This is a genomic window from uncultured Thalassolituus sp., assembly GCF_950066645.1.
Taxonomy (GTDB): domain Bacteria; phylum Pseudomonadota; class Gammaproteobacteria; order Pseudomonadales; family Oceanobacteraceae; genus Thalassolituus.
This window is the reverse complement of sequence record NZ_CATMFB010000002.1, coordinates 192,725-218,533: the sequence shown is the minus strand read 5'-3', so window position 1 is coordinate 218,533 and position 25,809 is coordinate 192,725. Positions and strand designations below refer to the sequence as shown.

Below are 25,809 nucleotides of genomic sequence, written 5' to 3'. Positions count from 1 at the left end.
CGTATTCTTGGCGCGAAATATTGAAACGTCCCACTCTGGGCATTCTTACTAATCGGGTAACCAAGATGGCAACGACTAAACGCCAGGTATCGCGTCTGCTGAGCGCGATTGCATTTGCTGGCATCGGTTTCAGCGGCACTGTTTCTGCTGCGACTCTGGACGACGCAGTAGAGCAGGGCGTAGAGCGTGTTGAAAGCGCTCAGGCTTCACAGCAGAAGATCGATACGATCGATAAAGAGATCCGTGCAACAGAGCGCGATTACCGTGTTCTGGTGAAGGAAATTGAAGGACTTAACGTCTATATCGCTCAGCTCAACCGTCAGTTGGATGCTCAGGCGAAAGAGATGATGGCCATTGAAAACAGCATGGCGCAGGCCTCTCTGGTAGAGCGTCAGATCATGCCGCTGATGCTGCGCATGATTGATTCACTGAGCCAGTTTGTTGCGGCGGATGTTCCATTTATGCGCGAAGAGCGCAGTGACCGGGTGCAGCGCCTGAACGAACTGATGGGACGCTCTGATGTTACTGTGGCGGAGAAGTACCGTAAGGTGATGGAAGCTTTCCAGGCTGAGGTTGAATACGGCCGCACGATTGAATCCTATCGTGGCGAGCTGTCTGTGGATAATCCAAAAGAGGTCGACTTCCTGCGTATTGGCCGCGTTGCTCTGATGTATCAGTCACTCGATGGACAGGAACTGGGCGTCTGGAATATTAATGACCGCAGCTGGCAGCCACTGGACCCGGCGTATAAGAGCAAAGTGATTGCCGGTATCCGCATTGCCCGTGAGCAGGCCGCTCCGGATCTGATTAAAGTGCCTGTTGCTGCACCACAGGAGACCTCAAAATGAAAATCCGTTCTCTGATTGTTGGTGGTCTGATGGCCGCCGTGATGCCTTTTACCACTCACGCTGAATCAGTCAGCATGGATGAGCTGCTGAACCTTGTAGAAGCCGGTCAGGCTCGTGACGACCAGCAGTTCCGTCAGCGTCTGAACGAGTTCAACAGCTCACGCGAGCGTGGGCTTGAGATGGTTAATGAAGCCGCCGCACAGCGTACCCAGCTCGAAGCACTGAGTGCTGATAAGGAAGCCCAGTTCCGTGAGAATGAACTCGCGATTGCTGATGCGCAGAATCAGCTGAATGAACGTCTTGGTAGCCTTAAAGAACTGTTCGGCGTGCTGCAGCAGGTTGCTGGTGATACCAAAGGTGTGTTCGAAGGTTCAGTGATCAGTTCTGAAGTTCCAGGACGTGATGAATTCCTGACGGATCTGATCCGCGTTGCCGGGTCGTCTTCTGAGCTGCCATCCATCAGTCAGCTGGAGCGCCTCTGGTTTGAAATGCAGCGCGAAGCAACCTTCAGTGGCCGCATTGCCAGCTACCCGGCGGAAGTGGTTCTGCCAAGTGGCGATACCGTAACGCGCGATGTTGTCCGTGTGGGCGGTTTTAATGCTGTTGCCGATGGCAAGTACTTGAACTGGGATATTGAATCCGCGCGCCTGGTTGAGCTTGATAAGCAACCGGGTAGCCGTTATCTGGCGCCAGCAGCAGAACTTGAGGGTGCCTCTGGGAATGCGCTGACAGGGTTCTGGATCGATCCGTCCCGTGGTCAGCTGCTGAAAATCATGGGTCAGTCTCCTGAATTGGGTGATCGTGTTGATCAGGGTGGTGTTGTTGGTTACATCATTCTGGCGCTTGGTGCTGTCGGTATTCTGCTGGCGCTCTGGCGGATGGTGGTACTGAACGCGGAAGCTGCACGGATTAACAAACAGATGAAGTCAGATGCAGCGGATGAAAACAACGCTCTGGGTCGTGTCATGGCGGTATTTAATGCTAACCGCCGTAGTGATACTGAGACTCTGGAGCTGCATCTGGGTGAGGCCATTGCTGCGGAAATTCCTCGCCTGACCCGTGGCATCGGCTGGATCAAAATTATTTCTGTCGTTGCTCCGCTGCTGGGTCTGCTGGGTACGGTGACAGGCATGATTGATGTATTTGAAACTATGTCTCTGTTCGGTACGGGTGACCCGAAACTGATGGCCGGTGGTATTTCACAGGCGCTGGTAACGACGGTACTGGGTCTGGTCGCTGCAATCCCTTGTGTGTTCCTGCATACACTGACGAATAACCGCAGTCGCTCTCTGATTATGATTCTGGAAGAGCGCGCGACGGGCATTCTTGCACGCCAGTCTGAACAGCAACAGAGCAAAGCAGCCTGATCATGTTTTTCGGTGACGTATACGAGCCGGTTTATCTGTTCATGGAGCGTGGAGGGGATGTCCTCTACGCCATCTTCGGGCTGATTTTCCTGCTCTGGTTGTTTGTCCTTGAACGCGCTGCATATTTCGTTTTTTCACATCGTCGCGCTATGCAGGAAGCGCTGCGGGAGTGGGAAAGCAGAGCTGAGAGGCAGTCCTGGAATGCGCATCAGATCCGCCAGGATCTGATTACCGGCCTGCGCAGTAGCCTGGAAACGAATATGCCAACCATCAAAATGCTGATTGGTATGGCACCACTGTTCGGACTTCTCGGAACTGTGACAGGCATGATTGAAGTTTTTGATGTGATGGCTTTTTTCGGCAACGGCAGTCCTAAAGCGATGGCCTCGGGTATTTCGAAAGCAACGATACCGACGATGGCAGGAATGGTTGGAGCACTGACGGGAGTTTTCGCCCAGTCATTGTTAGAGCGTTACATCAAACGTGAAAAAGTCCGGATCGAAGATCGTCTGAATTTCGACCATTAATTATTGAGAACGACATTATGAGACGTAGTTTTTCTAATCTGAATCAAGCCGAAGCAGAGGGTGAAATTGATATCACCCCTATGCTCGACGTTGTATTTATCATGCTTATTTTCTTCATCGTTACCGCGTCTTTTGTCAAAGAATCCGGTATTGAAGTGAACCGTCCGGATGCGAGTACAGCCCAGGCTAAACCGCGCGCAAATATCCTGATCGCGATCAATGAAAATGATGAAATCTGGATTAACAAACGTCGCGTTGATGAGAGCCAGGTGCGGGCGAATATTGAACGCCTGCACGCGGAAAATCCTCAGGGTACGGTGGTTATTCAGGCCGATGAAGAAGCGAAAACCCGCAAGCTCGTTGCGGTGATGGATGCCGCCCGTCAGGCTGGTGTGTATGACGTTTCTCTGGCAACTGAGGCGCTCTGATATGCAAGTCGCAGTGCGCTTTGGTGGAGCTCTGCTGGTTGCTTTTGCGGCAACAATCGCGGTGTTCTGGGTGATGCAGAGCCTGATCTCCAGCGGTGGTTCGGTGCTTCAGCCCGTCGATTATGGACGCATTCAGAGCTTCATCATGAATGAGCCTGAAGAAGATGTGCAGACCAAAGAGCGTCAGCCTCAGAAACCACCCGTTGCCCAGAAAGAACCACCAAAACCCGACATGGTGCAGCCACAGTCAGCCGCTGAGGGGGCTTCGTCACTGGACCTTGGTGCTCTGGATATATCAACCGACCTGTCACTGGATGCCGGTCTTGCCGGGGCTGGTTCTGACGGTGAGGTAATGCCTATTGTGAAGGTTGCGCCAGCCTATCCGCGTCGTGCTGCACAGCGCGGCATTGAAGGGTATGTCGTCGTCGAATTTACCGTATCGTCGTTGGGCGCTGTCGTTAATCCGGTGGTTCTGGAAGCAGAGCCGCCCGGCGTATTCGATCAGGCAGCGCTCGATGCGGTTAAGAAATTTAAATACAAACCACAGGTCACCGACGGTCAGGCTGTTGAGGTACCTGGAGTCCGTAACATTATCCGCTTTGAGCTGGATAAATAACGGAGGAGAGTCAAATGAAAAAATTATCTGCCATTGTGATTTTCAGCTGCATTACTGCTGCGCTTCCGGTCAGCTACAGTGTGGCTGACGAGGCCCCGGACGAGCCAGCTGCAGAAGCTGAATCTGCGGAAACGGCGTCTCCCAGGGTGCGCCGCACACAGACGCTGCGCGAAGTGGTGTATGAAAAACTGGAGGACGCACGGGATGCTGCAGATGGCGGAGACTTTGACGGTGCTCTGAAGACGCTGGAACGCCTTGAGTCGCGCAAGCGTAATTCTTATGAACGCGCCATGACTCACAATATGTACGCATACGTTTATTCCGCTAAGGAAGATTATGCTGCCGCCGTGGATGCATACAGCCAGGTGCTGGAGATCCGCAATGCGCCCGACAACCTGAAGCAGTCGACCAGATACACCATGTCAAAGCTCTACATGGTACAGGAGCGCTACGATGACTCGCTGGCCATGCTGTCCGAGTGGATGGAACACTCCGATAAAATCACCGCAGATGCGTGGTTCCTGCGTTCGCAGATTCAGTATCAGCGTAAGGCGTTTGATCACTCACTGAATGCAGTTGAAACGGCGATTTCAATGCGTCGGGAATCGGGTCGTAAGGTGTCGGAAAACTGGTACCTGCTACAGCGTGCAGTACTGTTTCAGCAGAAAGATTATCCGGGGCTGGCTGAAAACCTGGAGGCCCTGGTCGCTGAGCATCCGAAGTCCGAGTACTGGGTGCAGCTTGCCGCTGTCTATAACGAGCTTGGTTTTGCAGATAAAGAGCTGGCGACGCTTGAAACTGCCTATGAACAGAAGCTGCTGACCAAAGAACGTGAGTTGGTGAACTTTGCTCAGGCGCTCCTTGGGCAGCAGATCCCTTATAAGGCTGCACACGTTCTTGAGATTGGCATGAATACCGGAACGATCGGACGTAGTGCGCGTAATCTGTCGTTGCTTGGTGATGCCTGGATGCTGGCACACGAATACGAGCAGGCAATTATCGCGATGACGGCAGCTGCGGCAGAATCACGCAAGGGAGCTGATTATTTTAAACTGGCGCAGATTCATACAGAACGTCAGGAGTGGGATAAAGCGTTTGATTTCAGTCAGAAAGCCCTCGATGCTGGCGACCTGAAAGCGCCGTATCAGGCCATGATTATCAAGGGGCTGGCACAGTTTAATATGGATCGCCTGAAAGATGCGGCACGCACATTTTCAATGGCTTCGCAGTTCCCCGAAGCAGAGAAAGTCGCGAATCAGTGGCATGACTATATCGAAAGCGAACAACAGCGTCGTGCTTATATCGCCGACGCCGGCGTCTGATTATTCAGACGCCAGCGGCGCAAGTGTTCTGTGGCTTATCCGCGCTTCGGTGTCCAGGCCCAGATCATTGTTGCCGTCACACTTTCAGTCCCTTCTGAGTCCGTCAGAGTCACAGGGACTGAAATATCTCCTTTTTCTTCGTCTTTTAACCGGCTCACCTGTTCATCAGACAGAGACGCAACGGCGGTCAGCTGGCCTTTGGTGCGTTTAAGGTATGTCAGTTCCATAGAGCGGATGACAAGTACCCGATTATCGGGAACGTTCATTGCGCAGACAAATCCGGTTGCAGATTCTGCAACCAGCGCCATCGCTGCAGCATGAATAGTGCCGATGTGGTTGCCGGTTTTACGGCGGTTTTTCAGTACGACCCGGCATTCGTTATTGGTTAATACTTCGACCCGACAGCCCGCGGTACCGGCAAAGGGGATGATTTTTCCGATCAGAAACGAGCGCACGGCAGGCTGCATTCCTGTTGGGAAACGGGCGATGTTATTCATCACTTTATTAAGTCGGTTCATTGTTCGGTCTCCGAGGACATCACTTCTGATGCCGGGTATTTACGTTTTACCTGTGCCCAGTGACGTGCCAGTTCTGCTGGCAGGTGATCGGCGTCGGTGATTCTGAATCCTGCACTCTGATACATAGGGATCAGCTCAGGCAATGGAAAAATTATTACCGGGGCGCGGACATTGTTCCGTATCCAGAGACACAGGGCTCTGGCGGTGCCGCGCTTGCGGAAGGCCGGCATTGTACACAGATGGCGCAGCCAGAGGGCATGACCAGACTGAGGAATAAGCCGGGCGACCGCAAGCAGTTTCCCATGGCGATAGGCCGCGACAATGAGATCTCCCGGTGCGGCCCGGCCACTGTAGCCAGCGTCTTTGTATAAAGCGTTGGCTTCAACGACTGTTGCGTAGCGGATTTCAGTCAAGGCGGCTGATGAAGGCGGTCAGTGTGCCGGCACTTTCCTGCGGGATTTCCAGCATAGGTACGTGCCCAATGCCCTCAAAAATTTTCACTTCCGCCTGGGGGAGGTAGCGACGGAATGTCTCTACGGCAGAAACATCCAGCACGCGGTCTTTTTCTCCCCACATAATGAGCACTGGCATCTCCACGGTGGCATCTATCTGCGCACCGAATTCCGCTTCGCTCATGCGCTCCCGCGTGGCAATCATATCGGCAAAAATTTCTTTATTCAGATCAGCCCGGGCAACGGTCTGGCGGATCAGTGCCGGACGCAGAGGCCATGGCAGCATTGGCGGTTTCTCCATCACCATGTCCATGCGCACTTCAAACGATGCTTTATCGGTGGCGATTAATGGGTTAATTCCCTGATCCAGCATCTGGAAATATTCGCTTTTATCTGCGCCATCAAGCCCGGCTGCGTCGATCAGTGTCAGGCTTTTAATCTGTTCGGGGTATTTACTGGCGTAGATCACACTGATGGCGCCACCCATGGAATTTCCGACAATATGAAAGCCCGGCAGCCCCAGCTTTTCTGCCAGCGCGTGCAGGCGGTCTGCCTGTTTTTCCAGATCGTAAGAGCCGGCTGTGCCGGAATCACCGTGACCCGCGAGGTCAGGCGTAATCAGACGATAGTCTTCCGGAAGGTAATCGGCAAATCGTAGCCAGGTATCTTTATTGGCCGAAAAACCGTGAATCATCATCACCACGGGGCCTTGTCCCTGACGCTCCAGATACGTCATATCGATGTCGACGGTGCGCGTCGAATGCAGCTGCAGACCGGCTTTATCCCGTCCCATATCGGTGACCCTGGCGAGCAGTGCGTCCTGCTGGTGAGCGGTACAACCAGAGAGGAGCAGTCCGCTCAGTATGAGGGCGGGGATCGTTTTTAACAGATTATTCGTCAGCATTTTGGGTTCCGGCAGAAAAACAGGTTCGGTTCAGTCGGGTATGAAGTTCAGTGACATCGCGCAATACGTGAGAGAGCTCTGAGGCTTCGATCAGATAGTCCGGCTGGCAGGCGAGAAGAATGCCATTCGCCCATTCAATGTGAAGGTGATGATGTGCCAAAAGCCAGTCCGTGACCTCTTCGGATAATAGTCTGAGCATCCGGTGGGGTGGTGAACCCGTCAGGTTCCATCCCTGCAGGCGGTCAGGGCAGGCACTTTCAGGCAGACATAGCATGGGGCTTCCCTGGGTCGGGCTCATGACGTCGTCATCCAGCCAGCGACGCCTTGAGATCATCAGCCTGCCCTCCAGAGGCAGAGGGCACTCCATAATGACGAGTGTCTGCGCGTGTGGGCCGCTGCGGGTCATCAGGGTAAAGTCGCAGAACCTGGCTGGAGCACAGTCGGAATCTCCAGGAATCTCGCACCAGTGCTGGGCATAGCGGGCTTCGCCCAGGTTAACCAGTTGCAGGCCCGCCTGTCGCAGTGTGAGCGTCGGGTGCCAGTGCGCATATGTGCCTTTCAGTGCGGTAGCGGTGTCCTGCAGCGAGCGTTGTCGCGATGAAACAGTCAGCCGCCCCAGCCATAGCAGCAGGGCAGCAAAGGTAATCAGGATTGTCAGCGCAGCGATAAATGTCAGCATGACGAGCAGTATGCCGCGTCCGGAGGCAGGTTACACGGGTTTCAGAGCTTCCTGAGTCGCTTCGGTTTCTTCTGCTAGTTCGGTCAGTTGGTGCTCTTCGGTTTCAGCGTCCAGTCCGAGGCGCTGGAAGGCACCGACGTCGCTGTGAGCGATGCGGCCCAGCGGGTGATCGGTACCTGCGTATGACTGAAGCACCGAAACCTGTACCAGATCGGTGAAGTCGGCGCGGCCCGGGTCCCGTTTGAAATCAAGATATTCTTCCGTCACCTGAATCAGCGCTTCTGGCAGATCCCAGGAGCGCAGAACATGCGCACCTAACTCAGGATGGAGCTTTTCAATGACGTGATTGAGTGACAGGCTGTCCTGCAGAAGCCCATCGTTCGTTTCTGCGTACGCAAGGATGGGGAGTATCCCGATCTGGTGGACCAGCCCGGCGAGAAGCGCCTGATCTGGAGGGAGCCGGGTGAAATGACGCGCCAGAACCTGAGACGAAGCGGCTACTTCGAGTGCGTGGTGCCAGCAGGTACGCATATGCTGATCAATCAACTCATTGGTTGCCTGAAACATCTGTTCCATGGCGATCCCGACCACCAGGTTGGTCGTGAAGTTAATGCCCAGACGCGATACCGCAGAATTCACATCGGTAATCGGCACAGCCGTTCGCACCATCGGGCTGTTGGCGACCCTCAGCAGACGCGCGCTCATCGCCGGATCGCGGGTCAGAATTCTGGATATGTCCACGACACTGGCGTTCTCGTCTTCTGCAACCTCTCTTACTTTCAGCGCCACTTCCGGCAGTGTGGGAAGTACGAGTTCGTCGTTGGCGAGTAATTGCAGTATGTCTTCTCTGACCTTAGCGACGAGATCCTGAGTCATGTATCCGGCTCCTGAGGGCTGTCCGGAGACACCTCCGGAGTTATTGATTTTCCTCAGTATAGAAGAGCCTGCTGAGAACGACGGGTTGCTCTGCCAGGGTGGCGTTTAAGGTCCGTTCTTCTGAAGAAATCACCGCCAGCCCGATGCTGCCCGATACGGCGGCCAGATCGCCCACATGACGGCCATCTGCCGTGACCTGTGCGGTGACCGCCGGGAGGTCGTCATTTCCGTCAACCAGATACAGATTCTTTTTGGCTTTGCCCAGATACTGGAGTCGGGCAACAACTTCCTGACCGGTATAGCAACCTTTGGAAAAGCTGATTCCGCCGAGCTCATGCCAGCCGATGTATTGCGGCACCCAGGCCTCGGTGGTCTGCTGGGTGACAAAGACGTATCCGGCGCGGATTTCTGTGCTGATCCAGTCTGCTTCGCTGCACTGAGGCCCTTGCAGACAGGCGGTGGCTTCCTCTTCTGTAATCCAGAATTCCCGTCTGCCGTCAGCGTGGGTCAGGGTCAGATGGGGCTCCTGAGAGGCATGAGCATCCGCCGTTGTTGCGGTGGCAGGCACTTCAGCAATCACGCACAGGTCTTCTGCCAGCGAGATCTGGCTTTTAAAAAAGACAATGTATTTCTTGAGATGGTTGATCAGAGTGTCTGCCTGTTCGGCGGGGAGCCTGAGCAGATACCCCTGCGGTGTTTGCGCAATAATAAAGTTTGCCACCATCCGGCCTTTGGCATTACAGCAGGCTCCGGCTGTCCAGTTGTCGCTGGTCAGGCTTTTAACGTCGCAGGTCAGTTGTCCCTGCAGGAAGCGTTCACTGTCTGGCCCCGTCACGCGGACCAGTGCACTGAGTGTCAGGCGCGTCCGGGCTGGACGGTCCTGCGAAATCTGCTGAGGGATGTAGCCGCTGGTTGAATACATAGTGTCTCTTTGTTCGTTAGGCGGTTGAACTCTGGAGGCTATTTTACGTAAAACCGCTGTGGCTATCACAGGGTATTGTGTGGGGTTTTTCGTTATACTGAGGCGACTTCAGAGGAGACCCGATGTGACTGACGAAATCCAGGCAAAACGCGTTGTATGGCATAGCCGTCGTGGCATGCTTGAGCTGGATGTACTACTGCTGCCGTTTGCTGAGCAGAAGTACCGAGATCTGAGTGACGATGATCAGGCGCTTTACCGACAGCTGCTTGATTGCGAAGACCCGGATCTTTTCACCTGGTTCCTTGAGCATCAGATTCCGGACGATGCAGGGCTGGCGCGCATGGTCAACATGGTACTGGAGCATGCACAGCAGCGCGCTTGAGTGGCGCCTTAAACCCTCACTCCGTCAGCGTCGCCTGCACAAGGCGACGTTGCTTCTGGTTGGCCTGACACTTCTGCTGGCTGTTCCCTTGCTTGCTTTTCTGTATCTGCTGCTGGTGTGTGTATGGTGGCAGGTCAGCCGGCGAATTCTGGCTCCTGCTGTTGACGCATTGGGGGTAAATCAGAACGGCTGGTGGATCGAATGCGCAGCCGAGCGGCACCCGGTTACCTGGCTGAACGGGAGTCACCGCAGGGCAGGTCACCTCCGGTTAGTGTGGGGATTCTGGCCCTGGCAGGCGATCAGCATTTTTCCTGACAGTCTCCTGAGCGCTGACGATTTCCGGCGCCTCAAGGCCAGTCTTTACGGCGTGGTTTAGAGGCTGCCCAGCTCGCGGATGTATTTGGGCGTCAGGACCGTATCAAAGGCGCGCGGCAGTGAGGAAGGGTAATCCCGGCTGTAGTGCAGACCACGGCTCTCCTTGCGTAGCAGGGCAGAGCGGATGATCACCTCCGCGACATCCACCAGATTCCGCAGCTCCAGCAGGTCATTGGTCACCTTATGGTTGCTGTAGAACTCCTGAATCTCCTGACGCAGCAGGTCGACCCGGTGTTTCGCGCGCACCAGACGCTTGGTTGTCCGCACGATACCGACGTAGTCCCACATAAACCGGCGCAGTTCATCCCAGTTGTGGGAAATCACAACATCCTCGTCCGAGTCTGTGACCTGTGAAGAGTCCCAGGCGGGTACGCTTTCAAGAGGCGACTCTAGGTCAATGGAGCGGGCGATATCGGCAGCCGCCGAGCGGGCAAATACCAGGCACTCCAGCAGTGAGTTGCTGGCCAGGCGGTTGGCGCCGTGCAAGCCAGTGCAGGCGGTCTCGCCGACTGCGTAGAGGCGGTCGATATCTGTCCGGCCATCGTTGTCTGTAACGACGCCGCCACAGGTGTAGTGAGCTGCCGGGACTACGGGAATAGGGTCCCGCGTGATATCAATGCCAAGCTGCAGGCAACGTTCGTAAATGGTCGGGAAGTGCTCGCGGATAAATTCTGCGGGCTTGTGGGAAATATCCAGGAACAGGCAATCAGCCCCCAGACGTTTCATCTCGTGGTCGATGGCGCGGGCGACGATGTCCCGCGGGGCCAGCTCGCCGCGCTCATCAAAGTGATGCATAAAGCGGTTGCCGTCCGGCAGCAGCAGTTGCCCACCTTCACCACGAACAGCTTCAGTAATCAGGAACGAGCCGGCCTGCGGGTGGTAAAGACAGGTTGGATGAAACTGATTGAATTCCATATTGGCAATGCGCGCACCGGCGCGCCAGGCCATCGCAATACCATCACCAGAAGCGCCGTCAGGGTTACTGGTGTAGAGGTACACCTTACTTGCCCCACCGGTTGCTAGTACGGTTGAGTGGGCCGTGATGGTATCCACGTCGCCGGTACGGTTGTTCAGAAAGTAACCACCGACACAGGCCTGGCCAGAAAGCCCCAGTTTCTCCCGGGTAATCAGGTCAATCGCGATGTAATCCTGCAGCAGCGTCAGGTTTTCTTTTTCGGATGCTTTGCGTAGCAGGGTATCGGATATGGCATGGCCGGTAGCATCGGCGGCATGAATAATGCGGCGGGCACTGTGACCGCCTTCGCGGGTCAGATGAAAATGATCTTCGCTGTCACGGGTAAAAGGGACACCGAGATCAATCAACCAGTTGATCGCCTCCGTCGAATGTTCAACGGTAAAGCGGACAGCGGGCTCATGGCACAGGCCCGCCCCAGCGATCAGAGTGTCGGACACGTGGGCTTCAATGCTGTCGTCTTCATCCAGCACCGCAGCAACGCCCCCCTGTGCCCAGCGTGTCGAGCCGGCGTCCAGGGTGTCTTTGCTGATAATGGCCGCGCGGATATGGTCAGGCAGTGACAGACCCAGGGTCAGTCCGGCTGCTCCGCTACCGATAATCAGGACATCAAAACTCAGGCTACGACTCATGAAACACTGCTCCGCCAAGGGCGTCTGTCACAACGGGAAAGCCCGCACTATAATGCCGCCGGAGTAGCATTACAAAAAATGTGTGCATCGCGGGAACTGTCACCTTTGTACTCTGTCACAGGAAGTATCGAGTGTCATGAAGTGTCAGTCATTGGAACTACTGCGATGTTCAAGCACCTAATGTCACACAGCCACGTATGGAGGGCAGAGTGTGACTAACTCAGCGACAGCTGCAAAGAAGCAGCAAGCAAATGCAGGTAACGCCATGAACAACGAGACCACTTCAGACCAACAACTGGTCGCCAGAGTCCAGAAAGGTGATCGCCGCGCGTTTGATTTACTGGTGGTGAAGTATCAGCACCGCATCCTTGCTCTGGTTGGCCGCTTTATCACCGACCACGCGGAAGCGCAGGATGTGACACAGGAAGCATTTATCAAGGCTTACCGTGCGCTACCATCATTCAGGGGCGATAGTCAGTTTTACACCTGGATGTACCGGATTGCGGTCAATACCGCAAAGAATCACCTGATCAGCCGGGGTCGTAAGACACCGACTCAGGACATTGACCTTGATGACGCCGCGTTCTTTGCAGACGAGGCGAATATGAAGGATGTGGACACGCCGGACGGCCTGCTGCAGCGCGATCAGTTGCGTGCAGTAGTGTTCGAAGCCATTGAGGCGCTGCCGGACGAATTACGCAGAGCTGTCACTCTGCGTGAGCTCGAAGGACTGAGCTATGAAGAAATCGCTGAGGCGATGGATTGCCCTATAGGGACGGTAAGATCCCGGATTTTCCGAGCACGGGAAGCAATTGATAAAAAAATGCGGCCACTCCTGAGTGCGACGGCCTGACAGGTTGATAGGTGTTGTTTATGAAAGATCGAATTAAAGAATCAATGTCTGCTCTCTGTGATGGAGAGTGTAACGAGCTGGAACTGCGACGCGTGCTGAACTATGTCGGTTCAGACGCGGAAATGCGTGAGGAGTGGCGCCGTTATCAACTGATCGGTGCTCTGATGCGCGATGAGCCAGCCGGTGCAGTCGATCTTTCGGGTCGCATTATGAAAGCCCTGGATGATGAGCGCGAGTTCGTCGATGTGATCGAAGAAGATCAGACGGACGCATTCGCCGGGGCTGTGGAGCAGCCGGTTGCCAGAAAAACCGCCGGGGGCATGCCGCAGTGGCTGGTCTCGGGGGCGGTGGCAGCGTCTGTGACTCTGGCAGTGCTTGCGGGCGCCCGGATTGTGAATGAGCAATCGCTGAGCGAGCAGGCCATGTTTGCAGCCCAGCAGCCGGTTAAGGCAGAAGTCGCGGCCCCTGCGGCACCCGTTTCTCAGCCGGCGATGGTGGCGAGTACTGCAAAGTCGGTCCCAGCGGTCTCTGCTGAAGAACTCAGCCAGGCACAGCAGGTTCTGCAACAGTATGTGCTTGAGCACGAAGAACAGGCTGCCGGTGTGGCAGAATCCGATCCTTTTGCGCGTGTGGCTAATTTCGGCCAGAACGGCAATCAGGCTAAGCCCAGATAAGTGATGATGCGGACACAGGTCCCGTTATCACTGCTCGTTTTTTTCCTTCTTGTTTTCCAACTCCCTCCGGTGGCGCATGCCTCCGGGGGAGCTGAGTGGTTACTGCGACTGAGTCAGGCGCTTGCCGCGACCAGCTTTCACGGCGACCTGGTATACAGCGAGGGCGATCAGTGGCAGAGCCTTATGATCAGTCAGTCGCTGGTGGATGGTCAACCGCGTCGTCAGACTGAATTTCTCACGGGTGAGCCACGGCAGCAGTTGCGTCAGGGAAGCACCCTTCTGTGCCTGCACAATGGCCCTCATCGCGCGGGTCTGATGCCTGATGTGTTCAAAGGCTTCGAGCAACTTACTGCGTCCCGGCTCGACCGTATCCTCGCCAGCTATAGCCTGGTGGTTGTCGATAGCCCGCAGCGTATTGCCGGTCGGTCAGCCGTGCAGGTGAACCTGATGCCTGATACGTCCGACCGCTTTGCCTATCACCTTTGGCTGGATCAGGATACTGGCCTGCTCCTTGGCAGTGATCTGCTGGATACGTCCGGCCGCTTGCTGCAACGCTTCCGGTTTGCCCGTCTTGAAATTGGAGCAGACACCCCTATATCTCCCTCAGAAACAGAGCTGCACGGCCATCGGATTGCCGTCGTCGGGGCAGATGATGTTGTCACTTATCCGGAATCCGGCTGGTGGCCGTCGTTTGTTCCTTCGGGCTATGAGCCGGTGCGTTATGCCCGCAGCGCGGACAGCAGTGATGTATGGCACGAACGTGTGCTGTTCAGCGACGGACTGGCGAGCTTTACTCTGTTCGTAGATGAAGTGCCTGATGCGGGTCTGCCGGACCTGAGTCAGCGCTGGAATGCGACGGCAGCGGTCGTGCGGCATGTCACCGATGGTGACCGTCACTACCGGATTACGCTCGTCGGTGAGCTGCCCCCGGCTGTGGTCGCTGACATCGCTGCTTCTGTCCGTCCGGATGATCACATCGCGCATCGCTGATTCCGGCGGGCCAACCGTGCATAAACTGTGGTCAAATGTGGCGTAACGTTGAAACTCGTAAAGTAAGGTCAGACTGGTGAACCAGGAAATTGTCGAAGTCGTCGAAATCGGCGATGGTGGTGTTTGGGTTGAAGGCATCCAGCAGAGTGCGTGTGGTTCCTGCAGTGCCCGTGCGGGTTGTGGGCAGCATTCACTCAGTAAGCTGGGGCGTCCGGTGAGACTCTGGGTGGAATCCAGCCGTGCTCTCCATGTGGGCGATCAGGTCACACTGGAGTTGCCCCAGGGCTCTCTGGCGGTCAGTGCGCTCAGTCTTTACGGTCTGCCCCTTGCCGGGTTGATTGGAGGGGCGCTGCTGGGATATCAGGGAGGCTCTGATCTGGTCTCTATGCTCAGTGGCATGCTGGGCCTGATTCTGGGAATGCTTTCGGCCCGATGGCTGGCATCACGTAACCGTGAGCGCTGGCAACCACGTATTCTGGAAGGCTGTCGTGGCCTGAACAGCGGGTGTGAATGAGGAAAAAACACGCATGAATAAAGCGATTCGTTGGATTGTTGGCTTTCTGGTTATTTTCAGTAGCGCGGCGAGGGCCGATCTGCCCGATTTCCGCGATCTGGTCAAAGATGCATCTCCGGCCGTCGTCAATATCAGTACCGTGCAGCATCCGGGTAATGCGAACCGTTACTCTCAGCAGTATGGTCTGCCGGATGAAATGCCTGAAATCTTCCGCCATTTTTTCGGTGCGCCTATGCCGTCTCCGCGGGGGAAACAGGACCGCGAGTCGCTGGGCTCCGGATTTATCATTTCGAAAGACGGATACATTCTGACGAATAACCATGTCGTTCAGGATGCCGATGAAATTGTCGTTCGCCTGAATGACCGCCGCGAACTCGAAGCCACCCTGGTTGGTGCTGATCCGAGCTCTGACCTGGCTGTCCTCAAGGTCGACGCGAAAAATCTACCCACGGTGCGCCTCGGCAATTCAGACAAGCTGGACGTGGGTGAGTGGGTCGTTGCGATCGGGTCACCGTTTGGTTTCGATTACTCTGTGACGGCAGGCATTGTCAGCGCTAAAGGCCGTAGTCTGCCCAATGAAAACTATGTGCCGTTTATTCAGACAGACGTTGCGATCAACCCGGGTAACTCAGGTGGCCCCCTGTTTAACCTTGATGGCGAAGTCGTCGGGATTAACTCTCAGATTTACACCCGCTCAGGTGGTTTTATGGGAGTTTCGTTTGCGATTCCGATCAACGTGGCCCTTGATGTTGCTGATCAGCTGAAGAGCAAAGGTAAAGTGACCCGGGGCTGGCTCGGCGTCGTGATTCAGGAAGTCAGTAAAGATCTGGCAGACTCATTCGGGCTGGACCGGGCGGCCGGTGCACTGATTGTTCAGGTGCTGGAAAACAGTCCGGCGGAAGCCGCTGGCCTGGTGAGTGGGGACATCATCACCCGGGTGAATGGTCATGACATCTATCTTTCATCCGACCTTCCTCACCGGATCGGGCGACTGGGGGCGGGCGACACCGCTAAGCTGGACGTGGTACGTGGCGGTAAAAAGAAAAAGATCGAGGTAGAGATCGGCGCCATGCCTGATTCAGACGGTAATGTTCTGGCACGTAATGCCGAGCCGGAGCAGTCTCAGAGCAACCGCATCGGTGTTCTGGTGGCCGAGCTGACAGACCGTCAGCGTAAGGACATGGGTAACGGCGTCATTGTCAAAGAAGTCCGTCGTGGCCCCGCCGCCAATGCGGGCGTGGTCCGGGGGGATCTGATCACCATGATCGGTGGTGAGATCATCCGCGGCGTCGATGATTTTGACCGTATCATCGCTGCTTTGCCGGAAAAGCGTAACGTTCCTATGCGTATCGTCCGTCGTGGTCAGGCCTCTTTTATCCCACTGCGTATAGATTGACCGTATCGGGGCCGGAGCAGCCGGCCCTGACTCTTCCCCCTCTGCATAGCCTTTGCACAGCCCTTCAGGTAAAATCCGCCCTTTGATATTACTACCGGATGATTATTCTGTGAGCCAGCTGGACCACATTCGCAACTTTTCCATTATCGCCCACATTGATCACGGCAAATCGACACTCTCTGACCGCTTTATTCAGGTCTGTGGTGGGTTGTCTGATCGTGAGATGCAGGCGCAGGTTCTTGACTCAATGGACATTGAGCGTGAACGTGGTATCACCATTAAGGCGCAGAGTGTCACGCTCAACTACACCGCCCGTAATGGCGAAACTTATCAGCTGAACTTCATTGATACCCCTGGACACGTGGACTTCAGTTATGAAGTCAGCCGCTCGCTGTCTGCCTGTGAGGGCGCTCTGCTGGTGGTGGATGCGGCTCAGGGCGTTGAAGCTCAGTCGGTGGCAAACTGCTACACCGCCATTGAGCAGGGCCTTGAAGTCCGCCCGGTTCTGAACAAAATGGATCTGCCACAGGCTGATCCTGACCGCGTTGCGCAGGAAATCGAAGACATCATCGGCATTGACGCAACCGAAGCGGTACGCTGCAGTGCGAAAAGCGGTCTTAACGTTGAAGACGTTCTGGAGGACCTGGTCGCGCATATCCCTGCTCCGGAGGGTGATCCTGATGCACCCCTGCAAGCGCTGATTATTGACTCCTGGTTTGACTCTTATCTGGGGGTTGTGTCGCTGATCCGGGTGAAAAACGGATCGATCCGCAAAGGCGACAAGATCCGGATGAAGTTTACCGGACGCGACCATATTGTGGACGATGTCGGTTATTTCACCCCGAAAATGACCAAACGCCCTCAGTTGGGCACGGGTGAAGTGGGTTATCTGGTTGCCAGTATTAAAGACATTCATGGTGCCCCAGTCGGGGATACCATTGTCAGCACCAAGCACGCGGATACCACGTCGTCGCTTCCGGGCTTCCAGAAAGTTAAGCCTCAGGTATACGCGGGTCTGTTCCCGGTCTCTTCAGATGACTTTGAAGCCTTCCGGGATGCGCTTGAGAAACTCTCTCTGAATGACGCCTCGCTCTTTTATGAGCCAGAAAATTCGGACGCACTTGGTTTTGGTTTCCGCTGTGGCTTCCTGGGGATGCTGCACATGGAAATTATTCAGGAACGTCTTGAGCGTGAATATGATCTGGATCTTATCACCACAGCACCAACGGTAATTTACGAAGTAGTTAACCGTAAGGGCGAGACGCTGCTTGTTGATAACCCATCCAAACTGCCGGACGCTGGCTCAATCGAGGAAATGCGTGAGCCTATCGCTGAATGCAGCATTCTCGTGCCGCAGGATTACCTCGGGAATGTCATTTCCCTCTGTGTTGAGAAACGCGGAGTGCAGGTCGATATGCAGTACACGGGCAGTCAGGTATCGCTGAAATACGAAATTCCGATGGCGGAAGTCGTAATGGACTTCTTCGATCGTCTGAAGTCAGCAAGTCGTGGATTCGCGTCGCTGGATTATTCTTTCAGCCGCTTCCAGGAAGCGCCTCTGGTTCGCCTGGATGTTCTGGTCAACGGTGAACGGGTTGATGCTCTTGCGGTGATCATGCACCGTGAAAGTGTGCGTCGTCGTGGCACACTGCTGACCGAGAAGATGAAAGAGCTTATCCCTCGTCAGATGTTTGATGTAGCGATTCAGGCCGCGATTGGTAATCAGGTTGTTGCCCGTACTACAGTAAAAGCATTGCGTAAAAACGTGACCGCCAAGTGTTATGGTGGTGACGTCTCCCGTAAGAAGAAGCTGCTGCAGAAGCAGAAAGAAGGTAAGAAACGTATGAAACAGATCGGCAGCGTGGAAATTCCACAGTCTGCGTTCCTGGCTGTTCTTAAAGTGGACGACTGATTATGAAAACACAGCAAGGCATGTCTTCAGTGACTTTTCTCTCCCTGATTCTGGTCGGGGTGATCCTGTTGCGTGGCTTGCTGGTGATCGTGCCCATTTATTTCGACGATATGGAAGTCGGGATTATCCTGGATAATCTGGAAGAAAGTGGCAAAGTCGGGAATACGACCTCAGTCCGCGATGTCCGGGCAGAGCTCGCCCGCAGACTGAGCAGTAACGACATCCGGGTGTCTGTCGACGGTGTGGTGATTACCCGGGAACGCGGGGGTGTCGTGCTGGACTGGACCTATGAAAATCGTGGCCACTTCCTCGGTAATATCGACGTTGTGCTTACTTTTCATCAGCGTAAAGAATTTACCAAGTGAATAATCCTCTGTTAAAACTCTCTCAGCGACTGGGTTATACCTTTCGCGACGAAAGCCTTATTGAGCTTGCTCTGACCCATCGAAGTAAATCCTCAATCAATAACGAACGCCTCGAATTTCTTGGCGACTCTATTCTTAATTTCGTGATTGCGGATGCCCTGTTCAGTAAGTTTGGTCAGGCGAAAGAAGGTAAGCTCTCACGCTTACGTGCCCGCTTGGTCAAGGGGGAAACCCTGGCGAAGATTGCGCTTGATTTTGATCTGGGTGAGTTCTTAATCCTCGGCAGCGGCGAGCTGAAGAGCGGCGGTTACCGTCGCGAGTCTATTCTTGCCGATGCAGTCGAAGCGGTGATCGGTGCGATTTATCTGGACGCTGGGATGGAAGCCGCCCGCGAACGGATTCTTACCTGGTTTGACAGTCGTCTGCAGGAACTGAGCCTGCAGGACCCGATTAAAGACCCTAAAACCCGACTGCAGGAGCATCAGCAGGCAAATAAATCACGCCTGCCGAAATACGAAGTTCTTAAGGTCGATGGGCCGGGGAACGAGCAGATGTTTACCGTAGAGTGTCGTATCCCTGAGGTTGACCGTGCGGTCGTTGCAAGTGGCAGTAGCCGCCGGATTGCTGAGCAGTCCGCAGCTTCACAGATGATTGAAATTTTGGGTCTCGACCCGGAGACAGCAGAATGACTCGAACAGGCTTTGTGGCCATCGTAGGGCGCCCGAATGTCGGTAAATCAACCCTGATGAACCGGATTCTGGGGCAGAAGCTCTCTATCACCTCACGTAAACCTCAGACGACCAGACATCAGATACTTGGCATTCTGACCGAGAACGATACGCAGATTGTTTTTGTCGATACTCCCGGAATTCATAAGGCACACGATAAAGCAATTAACCGCTATATGAACCGTGCCGCGACCACCGCAGTAAAAGACGTTGATCTGATTGTGATGGTGGTTGACCGTCTGCGCTGGACCGAAGAAGACGAGATGGTTCTGCAGACGATCAAGCAACAGCGCGCACCTGCGATTCTGGTGGTGAATAAAGTCGACTTCATTAAAGAAAAAGACGACATGTTGCCGTATCTGGAAGAGCTGAGCAGTCGTCATAAGTGGGATCAGATTGTTCCACTCAGTGCGAAAACCGGACACAACGTTGAACGGCTTGAGCATCTGATCACCACTTATCTGCCGGAGAGTCCGTATTTTTATCCGGAAGATCAGATCACTGATCGCAGCTCCCGCTTTCTTGCTGCAGAGCTTGTGCGTGAGAAAATCATGCGTCAGTTGGGGGATGAACTGCCATATTCGATGACGGTCGAAATTGAAGAATTTGTTCACGATGGCCGTCTGATTGAAATCAGTGCGCTGATTCTGGTGGAGCGGTCTTCACAGAAGCGCATTGTCATCGGTGATGGCGGTTACCGCATCAAACAGATTGGTCAGGAAGCGCGGAAGGACATGGAAACCCTGTTCGATTCTAAAGTGATGCTTAATCTGTGGGTGAAAGTGAAGTCGAACTGGTCGGATGACGAGCGGGCATTACGCAGCCTCGGATACGACGATCAGGACTGAGTTTGAAGCACTGGTTCCTGCTCAGGCGACAACCCGTCGCAGAACGGGACCATCTGCTGGATGTCTTTTCGGCAGAAGAAGGGCTGGTACCCGTCAGGGTCTCACCGCCAGCCCGGTTACCCGACCTCTTTGAATTGTGCGAAGGCGATTGGCAGACTGGCCGCGACTGGTCGCGGCTGAAGGCCTCAGAGGTCCGGAAAAGCTTTGACCTGAAAGAGCGGTCGCTGATCTGTGCGCTCTATATCACCGAGTTGCTGGTGCTGCTTCTGCCGCGTTCAGAGCCTGTCCCTGCACTTTACCGGCTGTACCATCAGACACTTGAAGGACTGGAAACTACCTCCTCACCGGAGCCGTGGTTGCGGGTGTTTGAGCAGCGATTGTTGCTCGAACTCGGCTATGGCGTTTCCTGGGATCAGGCGCAGGGTGGTCCGGTGGTGAAAGCCGCAAGCTATCGTTATGATGCGGTTGCGGGTTTCGTTGAATCTGAGTCAGGTTATCCGGGTGCGGTACTGCTTGATATCGGAGCGGGGCGTCTGGGATCCGGGCAAGCCCTTCTGGTTGCCCGACAGGTCCTGAGGGTTGCACTCGATGCCGTGCTGCCACGCTCTCTGGTCAGTCGCGAACTGCTCGATAGCAGGCGCAGCCGCTGAAACGTTTAAACTATCAGAATGAAGACGGTCTGCCTTCAGGGTGGCCGGAACTGAGTGAGGAAATTATGGCAGGTTCCAGGGTGTTACTGGGTGTAAATATTGATCATGTCGCGACACTGCGTCAGGCGCGTGGCACCATTTATCCTGACCCGGTACAGGCTGCTTTTGTTGCGGAGCATGCTGGTGCCGATGGTATTACGGTGCATCCACGGGAAGATGGTCGCCATATTCAGGAGCGCGATGTACGACTGCTCGCCCAGACGCTACAGAGTCGTATGAACCTCGAAATGGCAGTCACAGAACGAATGCTGAAACTGGCAGAAGACGTCCGCCCAGCGGCCTGCTGCCTGGTACCGGAAAAGCGTGAAGAGTTGACCACTGAAGGTGGACTGGACGTCGCGGGCCAGGAAGAATCTGTGCGTCAGGCAGTTGCCCGTCTGGCTGCCATCGGCGCAGAAGTGTCTCTGTTTATCGACCCGGAAGAAGCTCAGATTGATGCAACCGTGCGCACCGGCGCGCCGGTCATTGAACTGCATACCGGTGCGTACGCGGATGCAGACACTCCGGAAGAGGCTCAGGAAGAGCTGGAGCGGATCCGTCATGCAGCAGCTTACGCTGCAGAAAAGGGACTGATCGTAAATGCGGGTCATGGTCTGCACTATCACAATGTCGAGGCGATTGCGGCCATCCCACAGATGAATGAACTGAATATCGGCCACGCTATTATTGCGCGTGCTGTTTTCAGTGGGCTGGATGCGGCGGTTCGCGAAATGCGGGCACTGCTCGAAAAGGCCCGGGGCTGAGTCGTGAATTCCGGGGTGGTTGGAATCGGTACTGACCTGCTCGACAGTTCGCGGATTGAGGCTGCGCTTTCTGAACACGGGGAGCGCTTCGCCCGGCGTATTCTGTGCGAGCAGGAATGGACGATATTTTCTGATCATAAACGCCCCGGCAATTATCTTGCTAAGGCGTTTGCTGCAAAAGAAGCGCTTTCCAAAGCCCTGGGGACGGGGATTGGCCAGGGCGTCAGCTTTCAGGATTTCTGTATCCTCCGGTCAGCGGAGGGGTGCCCCGAGGTCTCAGTGAACGGGGCGGCGTTGCAGCATATGAAACGACTCGGCGGTCGTCAGTTTATGCTCAGTCTTTCTGATGAAGGACATCTTATTCAGGCGTTTGCCGTGCTGTCTTCCTGAAGCAGTGCTTCCCAGTCATTGTCCTGTGCCCATTGCGCCAGAGCATCAATCTGCCCGATCACGGCACGTAATGCCTGAGGAAATTCGGTCGCCTTATTTGCTTTCAGTAGTGTTTCAAATTTATCCAGAGCGATACGCAGTGCAGGGACGCCGCAGTAGCGCGTTGCTCCATGCAGACGATGCACCGCTTCAAGCAGTTCGTCTAACGATTCCATTTCCCAGAGCGTGAGAATTTTCTCTTTGTCGTCCTGCATATTGTCGAGCAGCATTCCGAACATATCGACGGCCAGGCCCATGTTCTGATTGGCATGATGCAGTGCCTGGCGCGTGCTGAAAATGACATTCTGTCCGACGTCTTTACCTGGGTGGGCAATGGTTACCGGTGTTTCTGCCGGTGCGGTGTAGCCTGTCCATCGCTCAATAATCCGGGCAAGCTGAGCTTGTGATACCGGCTTGGTCTGATAATCGTTCATTCCTACCTGAATAAGTACCTGACGCTCATCGGCCATGGCGTGGGCGGTCAGAGCAACCACTGGCAGGGTGCTTTTACCGGGAATATCACGGATACAGGCGGTAGCCTCTGTCCCCGACATACCTGGCATCTGAATGTCCATCAGCACGAGGTCGACCTGTTCGCGGCTCACGATCGCGACGGCCTCGTATCCGGAAGAGGCGGCGAGTACATCGACTCCCAGCTCCTGCAGCAGAGTCACCACCAGTTTCAGGTTGGCCTCGTTGTCATCTACCGCAAGGATGGTGGGAGGGGTCTGCAACCTTGTTTCTTCTGCGACGGTTTCACTCTGGACGGTACGACCAGTGGCGCTCTGCAGGTGGGTCAGCAGGCGGTGCTGAGTAAAGGGGCGATGGAGTGTCAGAGAAGGCTCAGGCAGGCCAGCCTCGTCGCCGTCTTTGCCGTTGCGGATGATCGGAATGACGGCGATTTCCATGTCGCTGCAGAGCGTGAACCAGTCTTCCAGATACTGAGCACCGACTTCCGAGCGGTCGAGTGACAGAATCAGGCATTCAGGACGCTGGTCCGGATGGTTCGTGCAATGGGAAAAGAACTCAACCGCGCTGTCAAAGCGTTGATACTGACACTGCCAGTAAGCCAGCAGACCCGCGGTATCTTCTGCCCAGTCCGCCTGATCCTCAATAAGTGCCACACTCAGATCTTCGAGTGCAGGCAGGTTCTCATTGTTGCCAGACTCAATATTGGCGTGAATCGTAAATGAGAAGGTCGAGCCTTCACCTTCGCTGCTGATGACCCGGATTTCACCTTTCATGGTTTCAACCAGCGCTTTCGAAATAATCAGCCCCAAGCCAGTCCCGCCATATTGACGGGCAATAGAGGCATCAGCCTGAGAAAAGGCCTGAAACAGCCTGTCCTGCTGTTCCGGAGTCATGCCGATCCCGGTATCACAGACATCGAACTGAAGTTGAATGCTGCTGCTTTCCCGACGGATGGGATACACACGGACAGTCACACTGCCTTCCGGTGTAAATTTCACGGCGTTATTAATCAGGTTCGTCAGAATCTGCTTTAACCGCAAACGGTCGCCACACAACTGACCCGGAATATCCGGAGATATACACTGTATTAAAGAAATTCCCCGCGATGCGGCTTCGGGAGCAAGTACCTGAAGTGCCTCTTCAATAACGTCGCGCAGATTAAATCCGGAATTTTCAATAATAAGTTTACCGGCATCGATTTTTGATAAATCGAGAATATCGTTAATGATGTTCAGCAGGTCTTCGGAGGAGCGCCGGATGGTCTGGAGATAATCTCCCTGGCGTTCGCTGATCTGAGTGCGTTCAAGCAGTTCAGAGAAGCCGATAATTCCGTTCAGTGGTGTACGGATTTCGTGGGACACATTAGCCAGGAATTCCGATTTCATCCGACTCGCTTCAAGAGCCTGTTTACGACCGAGAGTCAGCTCGTGGTTGCGGATTTCCAGTTCATCAATGGTTTCCTGGTTTTCGCGGTTGGCCTGCTCAATATTCTGCTGATATTCAATGTTCGCGCGCTGCAGGGCAGAGGCCATAGCATTTACGCCAGAGGCCAGCGCCTGCAGTTCTGCGCCTTCGTGAATATGCACACGGCTTTCGAGACGCCCGGCGCGGATATCATCCAGTGTTCTGAGAATATCTTTTACGGGCTCGCCGACGGTTCGGCTGATGCGCAGGGCCAGAACCAGACAAAGCAACAGAACGATAGAAATAATCGAGAGTGAGCTGGCGATATGCTGATACTGCGCCAGACGGGTGTTGGTGCTCGACAATTCAATTTCCGCCCAGCCCAGAAGTTTTTCCTCTTCGGGGCTGCGTGGCTGCGCATAAAACTGATCTGAAAGCTGATCCGCAATAATCAGGTTCTGGGCAAATATTGGTGCTTTAACCCGGACAGAGCCGTCGGTGTAGACCAGCTGTAACTGACTGTCTTTAACTACGGTAGAACCGATGCGGTTGGCGATCATGCGGGGGCCGGCATGGGCCAGAATATTCATTTCCTGGTCGTACAGGTTGACCGCGCGGACATCCCGTTCTTCCAGCATGCTGTTGGCAATGTTCTGCAGAATGCCAACGCTGCCGGTCATGACACCGTATTCACATGTTGGAGCCAGCTGTTTCGCCATGGCGAGTGCACGTTGGGACAAGAGATCCTGAAGGTCACTGGAGCGGCCCGAGATAAAGAATATGCCGAGAATCAGTGAAACCAGCACACCGGGGAGCAGAGCGAGAAAAAGAATACGGTTGCGTATGCTCCAGTTTTTCATGGGAAAAGGCTTCAGAGGATTAAAGTGTCAGAATATAGGCGACAATGGCGGGGTGCAAACATAACGCTTCCTGCGACCGTCGCCAGCGGCCAGTGAGATGGGTAGAATAAGCGGCTTTTCCAGCTTGAGGGTTCTCCCGTGACCGATATCCGCTATCCGACCATCGCTGACTGTGTGGGCAATACCCCTCTCGTGCGACTGCAACGCCTGGTACCAGCGGACTCAGGAAGCACGGTATTACTGAAGCTCGAAGGCAATAATCCGGCAGGCTCGGTCAAAGACCGCCCGGCACTGTCGATGATTCAGCGTGCAGAACAGCGCGGTGATATCCGCCCGGGCGATACTCTGGTTGAAGCGACCAGCGGCAATACCGGGATTGCGCTGGCCATGGCCGCTGCCATCATGGGCTACCGTATGATTCTGATCATGCCCGATAACGCGACCATGGAGCGTCGCTGGGCCATGGAAGCTTACGGGGCTGAACTGATCCTTGTCAGTAAAGAAGAGGGCATGGAAGGCGCCCGGGATCTTGCTCTTAAGATGCAGGAGGAAGGCAAAGGGATTGTGCTGAACCAGTTCGGCAACCTTGATAACCCTGAAGCACATTACCACGGCACCGGCCCCGAAATCTGGCAGCAGACCCAGGGGCAGGTGACTCACTTCGTCAGTTCAATGGGTACGACGGGAACAATTATGGGGACCTCCCGTTACCTCAAGGAACAGAATTCTGACATCTGCATCGTTGGATTGCAGCCTTCAGAGGGGGCTGCGATTCCTGGCATCCGGCGCTGGCCAGAGGAGTATCTGCCGACCATTTTTGATCGTAGCCGCGTGGATCGGGTGATGGATATCGGTCAGCAGGAGGCAGAAGACACGATGCGTGCCCTCGCCCGCGAAGAAGGGATCTTCTGTGGTGTGTCATCGGGTGGTGCCGTTGCGGCAGCACTGAAGCTTGCTGCCACAGAGAAAAATGCCACGATCGTTGCCATTGTCTGTGACCGGGGTGACCGCTATCTGTCATCCGGGGTCTTTGCTCCAAAGTAAGTTGCGTGCCGTTTCCGGTCACATAACTTGAAAAAACAAAAAACGCC

General features: G+C 54.8%; 29 protein-coding genes. 21 read left to right on the top strand and 8 right to left on the bottom strand.

Translation table 11 applies throughout. The annotated features are described in order from the left end of the window. The first annotated feature begins 65 nt into the window (after positions 1-65). The 6 genes from Q1L85_RS02825 to Q1L85_RS02800 are packed head-to-tail and all read left to right on the top strand — an operon-like array spanning position 66 to position 5,108. A complete protein-coding gene (locus tag Q1L85_RS02825) occupies positions 66-848 on the top strand; it encodes a DUF3450 domain-containing protein (RefSeq protein WP_300426462.1) in 783 nt (260 codons plus the stop codon). Continuing rightward, positions 845-2,215, top strand: a complete 1,371-nt coding sequence (locus tag Q1L85_RS02820) for a MotA/TolQ/ExbB proton channel family protein (RefSeq protein ID WP_300432204.1) — start codon at positions 845-847, stop codon at positions 2,213-2,215. The genes Q1L85_RS02825 and Q1L85_RS02820 overlap by 4 nt, the downstream gene beginning before the upstream one ends. Positions 2,216-2,217: 2 nt before the next feature. Next, entirely contained in the window at positions 2,218-2,742 is a 525-nt protein-coding gene (locus Q1L85_RS02815; protein ID WP_300432202.1) for a MotA/TolQ/ExbB proton channel family protein, read from the top strand. 17 nt (positions 2,743-2,759) lie between these two features. Continuing rightward, on the top strand, positions 2,760-3,170 hold the full coding sequence (locus Q1L85_RS02810; protein ID WP_300432200.1) for a biopolymer transporter ExbD: 411 nt from the start codon (positions 2,760-2,762) through the stop codon (positions 3,168-3,170). 1 nt (position 3,171) lies between these two features. Continuing rightward, complete coding sequence (locus tag Q1L85_RS02805) at positions 3,172-3,786, top strand: energy transducer TonB (protein ID WP_300432198.1); 615 nt, start codon at positions 3,172-3,174, stop codon at positions 3,784-3,786. A gap of 14 nt (positions 3,787-3,800) precedes the next feature. Further along, the gene (locus Q1L85_RS02800; protein WP_300432196.1) at positions 3,801-5,108 is read left to right on the top strand and encodes a lipopolysaccharide assembly protein LapB; all 1,308 of its coding nucleotides are present in this window, start codon (positions 3,801-3,803) and stop codon (positions 5,106-5,108) included. 35 nt (positions 5,109-5,143) lie between these two features. Here Q1L85_RS02800 and Q1L85_RS02795 read toward each other — a convergent pair whose 3' ends face one another. The 6 genes from Q1L85_RS02795 to Q1L85_RS02770 are packed head-to-tail and all read right to left on the bottom strand — an operon-like array spanning position 5,144 to position 9,459. Continuing rightward, positions 5,144-5,626, bottom strand: a complete 483-nt coding sequence (locus Q1L85_RS02795) for a DUF4442 domain-containing protein (RefSeq protein WP_300425629.1) — start codon at positions 5,624-5,626, stop codon at positions 5,144-5,146. After that, positions 5,623-6,039, bottom strand: a complete 417-nt coding sequence (locus tag Q1L85_RS02790) for a GNAT family N-acetyltransferase (protein ID WP_300425631.1) — start codon at positions 6,037-6,039, stop codon at positions 5,623-5,625. The genes Q1L85_RS02795 and Q1L85_RS02790 overlap by 4 nt, the downstream gene beginning before the upstream one ends. Next, a complete protein-coding gene (locus Q1L85_RS02785) occupies positions 6,032-6,982 on the bottom strand; it encodes an alpha/beta hydrolase (RefSeq protein ID WP_300425632.1) in 951 nt (316 codons plus the stop codon). The genes Q1L85_RS02790 and Q1L85_RS02785 overlap by 8 nt, the downstream gene beginning before the upstream one ends. Continuing rightward, on the bottom strand, positions 6,969-7,661 hold the full coding sequence (locus Q1L85_RS02780) for a hypothetical protein (protein WP_300425634.1): 693 nt from the start codon (positions 7,659-7,661) through the stop codon (positions 6,969-6,971). The genes Q1L85_RS02785 and Q1L85_RS02780 overlap by 14 nt, the downstream gene beginning before the upstream one ends. A 30-nt stretch (positions 7,662-7,691) precedes the next feature. Continuing rightward, entirely contained in the window at positions 7,692-8,537 is an 846-nt protein-coding gene (locus tag Q1L85_RS02775) for an HDOD domain-containing protein (RefSeq protein WP_300425635.1), read from the bottom strand. A 40-nt stretch (positions 8,538-8,577) separates the two neighbouring features. Then, positions 8,578-9,459: a hypothetical protein gene (locus Q1L85_RS02770; protein ID WP_300425637.1), complete on the bottom strand. Its 882-nt coding sequence runs from the start codon at positions 9,457-9,459 to the stop codon at positions 8,578-8,580. A gap of 124 nt (positions 9,460-9,583) precedes the next feature. On the opposite strand from Q1L85_RS02770, the gene Q1L85_RS02765 reads away from it, so the two are divergent. Both Q1L85_RS02765 and Q1L85_RS02760 read left to right on the top strand, forming a co-directional pair. After that, positions 9,584-9,841 (top strand): succinate dehydrogenase assembly factor 2, encoded by a 258-nt coding sequence (locus tag Q1L85_RS02765; protein ID WP_300432192.1) that lies wholly within the window; start codon positions 9,584-9,586, stop codon positions 9,839-9,841. Continuing rightward, positions 9,822-10,217 (top strand): hypothetical protein, encoded by a 396-nt coding sequence (locus Q1L85_RS02760; RefSeq protein WP_300425641.1) that lies wholly within the window; start codon positions 9,822-9,824, stop codon positions 10,215-10,217. Before Q1L85_RS02765 ends, Q1L85_RS02760 begins: the two co-directional genes overlap by 20 nt. On the opposite strand, the gene nadB is transcribed toward Q1L85_RS02760, so the two are convergent. Continuing rightward, positions 10,214-11,821 carry an L-aspartate oxidase gene (gene nadB, locus Q1L85_RS02755; protein ID WP_300425643.1) on the bottom strand — a complete coding sequence of 536 codons (1,608 nt, stop codon included), beginning with the start codon at positions 11,819-11,821 and terminating at the stop codon, positions 10,214-10,216. The genes Q1L85_RS02760 and nadB overlap by 4 nt on opposite strands. A 265-nt stretch (positions 11,822-12,086) precedes the next feature. Here nadB and rpoE point away from each other — a divergent pair, with 265 nt between their 5' ends. The 12 genes from rpoE to acpS all read left to right on the top strand — a co-directional run bounded on the left by rpoE (position 12,087) and on the right by acpS (position 21,944). Then, the gene (gene rpoE / locus Q1L85_RS02750; protein WP_300425644.1) at positions 12,087-12,674 is read left to right on the top strand and encodes an RNA polymerase sigma factor RpoE; all 588 of its coding nucleotides are present in this window, start codon (positions 12,087-12,089) and stop codon (positions 12,672-12,674) included. A gap of 20 nt (positions 12,675-12,694) precedes the next feature. Further along, on the top strand, positions 12,695-13,348 hold the full coding sequence (locus Q1L85_RS02745; RefSeq protein ID WP_300425646.1) for a sigma-E factor negative regulatory protein: 654 nt from the start codon (positions 12,695-12,697) through the stop codon (positions 13,346-13,348). Positions 13,349-13,351: 3 nt separating this feature from the next. Next, complete coding sequence (locus Q1L85_RS02740; RefSeq protein ID WP_300425685.1) at positions 13,352-14,338, top strand: MucB/RseB C-terminal domain-containing protein; 987 nt, start codon at positions 13,352-13,354, stop codon at positions 14,336-14,338. Between the two features lie 76 nt (positions 14,339-14,414). Continuing rightward, positions 14,415-14,852, top strand: coding sequence for a SoxR reducing system RseC family protein (locus Q1L85_RS02735; RefSeq protein ID WP_300425647.1), 438 nt, complete (start codon positions 14,415-14,417; stop codon positions 14,850-14,852). A gap of 13 nt (positions 14,853-14,865) precedes the next feature. Then, the gene (locus Q1L85_RS02730) at positions 14,866-16,248 is read left to right on the top strand and encodes a DegQ family serine endoprotease (protein WP_300425649.1); all 1,383 of its coding nucleotides are present in this window, start codon (positions 14,866-14,868) and stop codon (positions 16,246-16,248) included. A 109-nt stretch (positions 16,249-16,357) separates the two neighbouring features. Then, entirely contained in the window at positions 16,358-18,160 is a 1,803-nt protein-coding gene (gene lepA, locus Q1L85_RS02725) for a translation elongation factor 4 (protein WP_300425651.1), read from the top strand. Positions 18,161-18,162: 2 nt separating this feature from the next. Further along, entirely contained in the window at positions 18,163-18,525 is a 363-nt protein-coding gene (locus tag Q1L85_RS02720) for a DUF4845 domain-containing protein (protein WP_300425653.1), read from the top strand. Continuing rightward, positions 18,522-19,214, top strand: coding sequence for a ribonuclease III (gene rnc / locus Q1L85_RS02715; RefSeq protein ID WP_300425654.1), 693 nt, complete (start codon positions 18,522-18,524; stop codon positions 19,212-19,214). The genes Q1L85_RS02720 and rnc overlap by 4 nt, the downstream gene beginning before the upstream one ends. Then, positions 19,211-20,101 carry a GTPase Era gene (gene era, locus Q1L85_RS02710; RefSeq protein WP_300425656.1) on the top strand — a complete coding sequence of 297 codons (891 nt, stop codon included), beginning with the start codon at positions 19,211-19,213 and terminating at the stop codon, positions 20,099-20,101. The genes rnc and era overlap by 4 nt, the downstream gene beginning before the upstream one ends. Positions 20,102-20,103: 2 nt before the next feature. Further along, complete coding sequence (locus tag Q1L85_RS02705; protein WP_300425658.1) at positions 20,104-20,751, top strand: DNA repair protein RecO; 648 nt, start codon at positions 20,104-20,106, stop codon at positions 20,749-20,751. A 65-nt stretch (positions 20,752-20,816) separates the two neighbouring features. Continuing rightward, positions 20,817-21,554, top strand: coding sequence for a pyridoxine 5'-phosphate synthase (gene pdxJ, locus Q1L85_RS02700; RefSeq protein WP_300425660.1), 738 nt, complete (start codon positions 20,817-20,819; stop codon positions 21,552-21,554). A gap of 3 nt (positions 21,555-21,557) precedes the next feature. Further along, positions 21,558-21,944, top strand: coding sequence for a holo-ACP synthase (acpS, locus tag Q1L85_RS02695; RefSeq protein ID WP_300425662.1), 387 nt, complete (start codon positions 21,558-21,560; stop codon positions 21,942-21,944). On the opposite strand, the gene Q1L85_RS02690 is transcribed toward acpS, so the two are convergent. Further along, complete coding sequence (locus tag Q1L85_RS02690) at positions 21,917-24,718, bottom strand: ATP-binding protein (RefSeq protein WP_300425663.1); 2,802 nt, start codon at positions 24,716-24,718, stop codon at positions 21,917-21,919. The genes acpS and Q1L85_RS02690 overlap by 28 nt on opposite strands. A 147-nt stretch (positions 24,719-24,865) precedes the next feature. Here Q1L85_RS02690 and cysM point away from each other — a divergent pair, with 147 nt between their 5' ends. After that, a complete protein-coding gene (gene cysM, locus Q1L85_RS02685; RefSeq protein WP_300425686.1) occupies positions 24,866-25,762 on the top strand; it encodes a cysteine synthase CysM in 897 nt (298 codons plus the stop codon). The last annotated feature ends 47 nt before the right edge of the window (positions 25,763-25,809 follow it).

Excerpts from the sequence above, each read along its gene's own strand:
- Q1L85_RS02810 (WP_300432200.1), top strand. The coding sequence starts at position 2,760 with ATGAGACGTAGTTTTTCTAATCTGAATCAAGCCGAAGCAGAGGGTGAA.
- Q1L85_RS02805 (WP_300432198.1), top strand. The coding sequence starts at position 3,172 with ATGCAAGTCGCAGTGCGCTTTGGTGGAGCTCTGCTGGTTGCTTTTGCG.
- Q1L85_RS02775 (WP_300425635.1), bottom strand. The coding sequence starts at position 8,537 with ATGACTCAGGATCTCGTCGCTAAGGTCAGAGAAGACATACTGCAATTA.
- Q1L85_RS02785 (WP_300425632.1), bottom strand. The coding sequence starts at position 6,982 with ATGCTGACGAATAATCTGTTAAAAACGATCCCCGCCCTCATACTGAGC.
- Q1L85_RS02730 (WP_300425649.1), top strand. The coding sequence starts at position 14,866 with ATGAATAAAGCGATTCGTTGGATTGTTGGCTTTCTGGTTATTTTCAGT.
- pdxJ (WP_300425660.1), top strand. The coding sequence starts at position 20,817 with ATGGCAGGTTCCAGGGTGTTACTGGGTGTAAATATTGATCATGTCGCG.
- Q1L85_RS02720 (WP_300425653.1), top strand. The coding sequence starts at position 18,163 with ATGAAAACACAGCAAGGCATGTCTTCAGTGACTTTTCTCTCCCTGATT.
- Q1L85_RS02780 (WP_300425634.1), bottom strand. The coding sequence starts at position 7,661 with ATGCTGACATTTATCGCTGCGCTGACAATCCTGATTACCTTTGCTGCC.
- rpoE (WP_300425644.1), top strand. The coding sequence starts at position 12,087 with ATGAACAACGAGACCACTTCAGACCAACAACTGGTCGCCAGAGTCCAG.
- Q1L85_RS02820 (WP_300432204.1), top strand. The coding sequence starts at position 845 with ATGAAAATCCGTTCTCTGATTGTTGGTGGTCTGATGGCCGCCGTGATG.
- Q1L85_RS02815 (WP_300432202.1), top strand. The coding sequence starts at position 2,218 with ATGTTTTTCGGTGACGTATACGAGCCGGTTTATCTGTTCATGGAGCGT.
- Q1L85_RS02740 (WP_300425685.1), top strand. The coding sequence starts at position 13,352 with ATGATGCGGACACAGGTCCCGTTATCACTGCTCGTTTTTTTCCTTCTT.
- era (WP_300425656.1), top strand. The coding sequence starts at position 19,211 with ATGACTCGAACAGGCTTTGTGGCCATCGTAGGGCGCCCGAATGTCGGT.
- nadB (WP_300425643.1), bottom strand. The coding sequence starts at position 11,821 with ATGAGTCGTAGCCTGAGTTTTGATGTCCTGATTATCGGTAGCGGAGCA.
- Q1L85_RS02770 (WP_300425637.1), bottom strand. The coding sequence starts at position 9,459 with ATGTATTCAACCAGCGGCTACATCCCTCAGCAGATTTCGCAGGACCGT.
- Q1L85_RS02800 (WP_300432196.1), top strand. The coding sequence starts at position 3,801 with ATGAAAAAATTATCTGCCATTGTGATTTTCAGCTGCATTACTGCTGCG.
- Q1L85_RS02760 (WP_300425641.1), top strand. The coding sequence starts at position 9,822 with ATGCACAGCAGCGCGCTTGAGTGGCGCCTTAAACCCTCACTCCGTCAG.
- Q1L85_RS02745 (WP_300425646.1), top strand. The coding sequence starts at position 12,695 with ATGAAAGATCGAATTAAAGAATCAATGTCTGCTCTCTGTGATGGAGAG.
- Q1L85_RS02825 (WP_300426462.1), top strand. The coding sequence starts at position 66 with ATGGCAACGACTAAACGCCAGGTATCGCGTCTGCTGAGCGCGATTGCA.
- Q1L85_RS02795 (WP_300425629.1), bottom strand. The coding sequence starts at position 5,626 with ATGAACCGACTTAATAAAGTGATGAATAACATCGCCCGTTTCCCAACA.
- Q1L85_RS02690 (WP_300425663.1), bottom strand. The coding sequence starts at position 24,718 with ATGAAAAACTGGAGCATACGCAACCGTATTCTTTTTCTCGCTCTGCTC.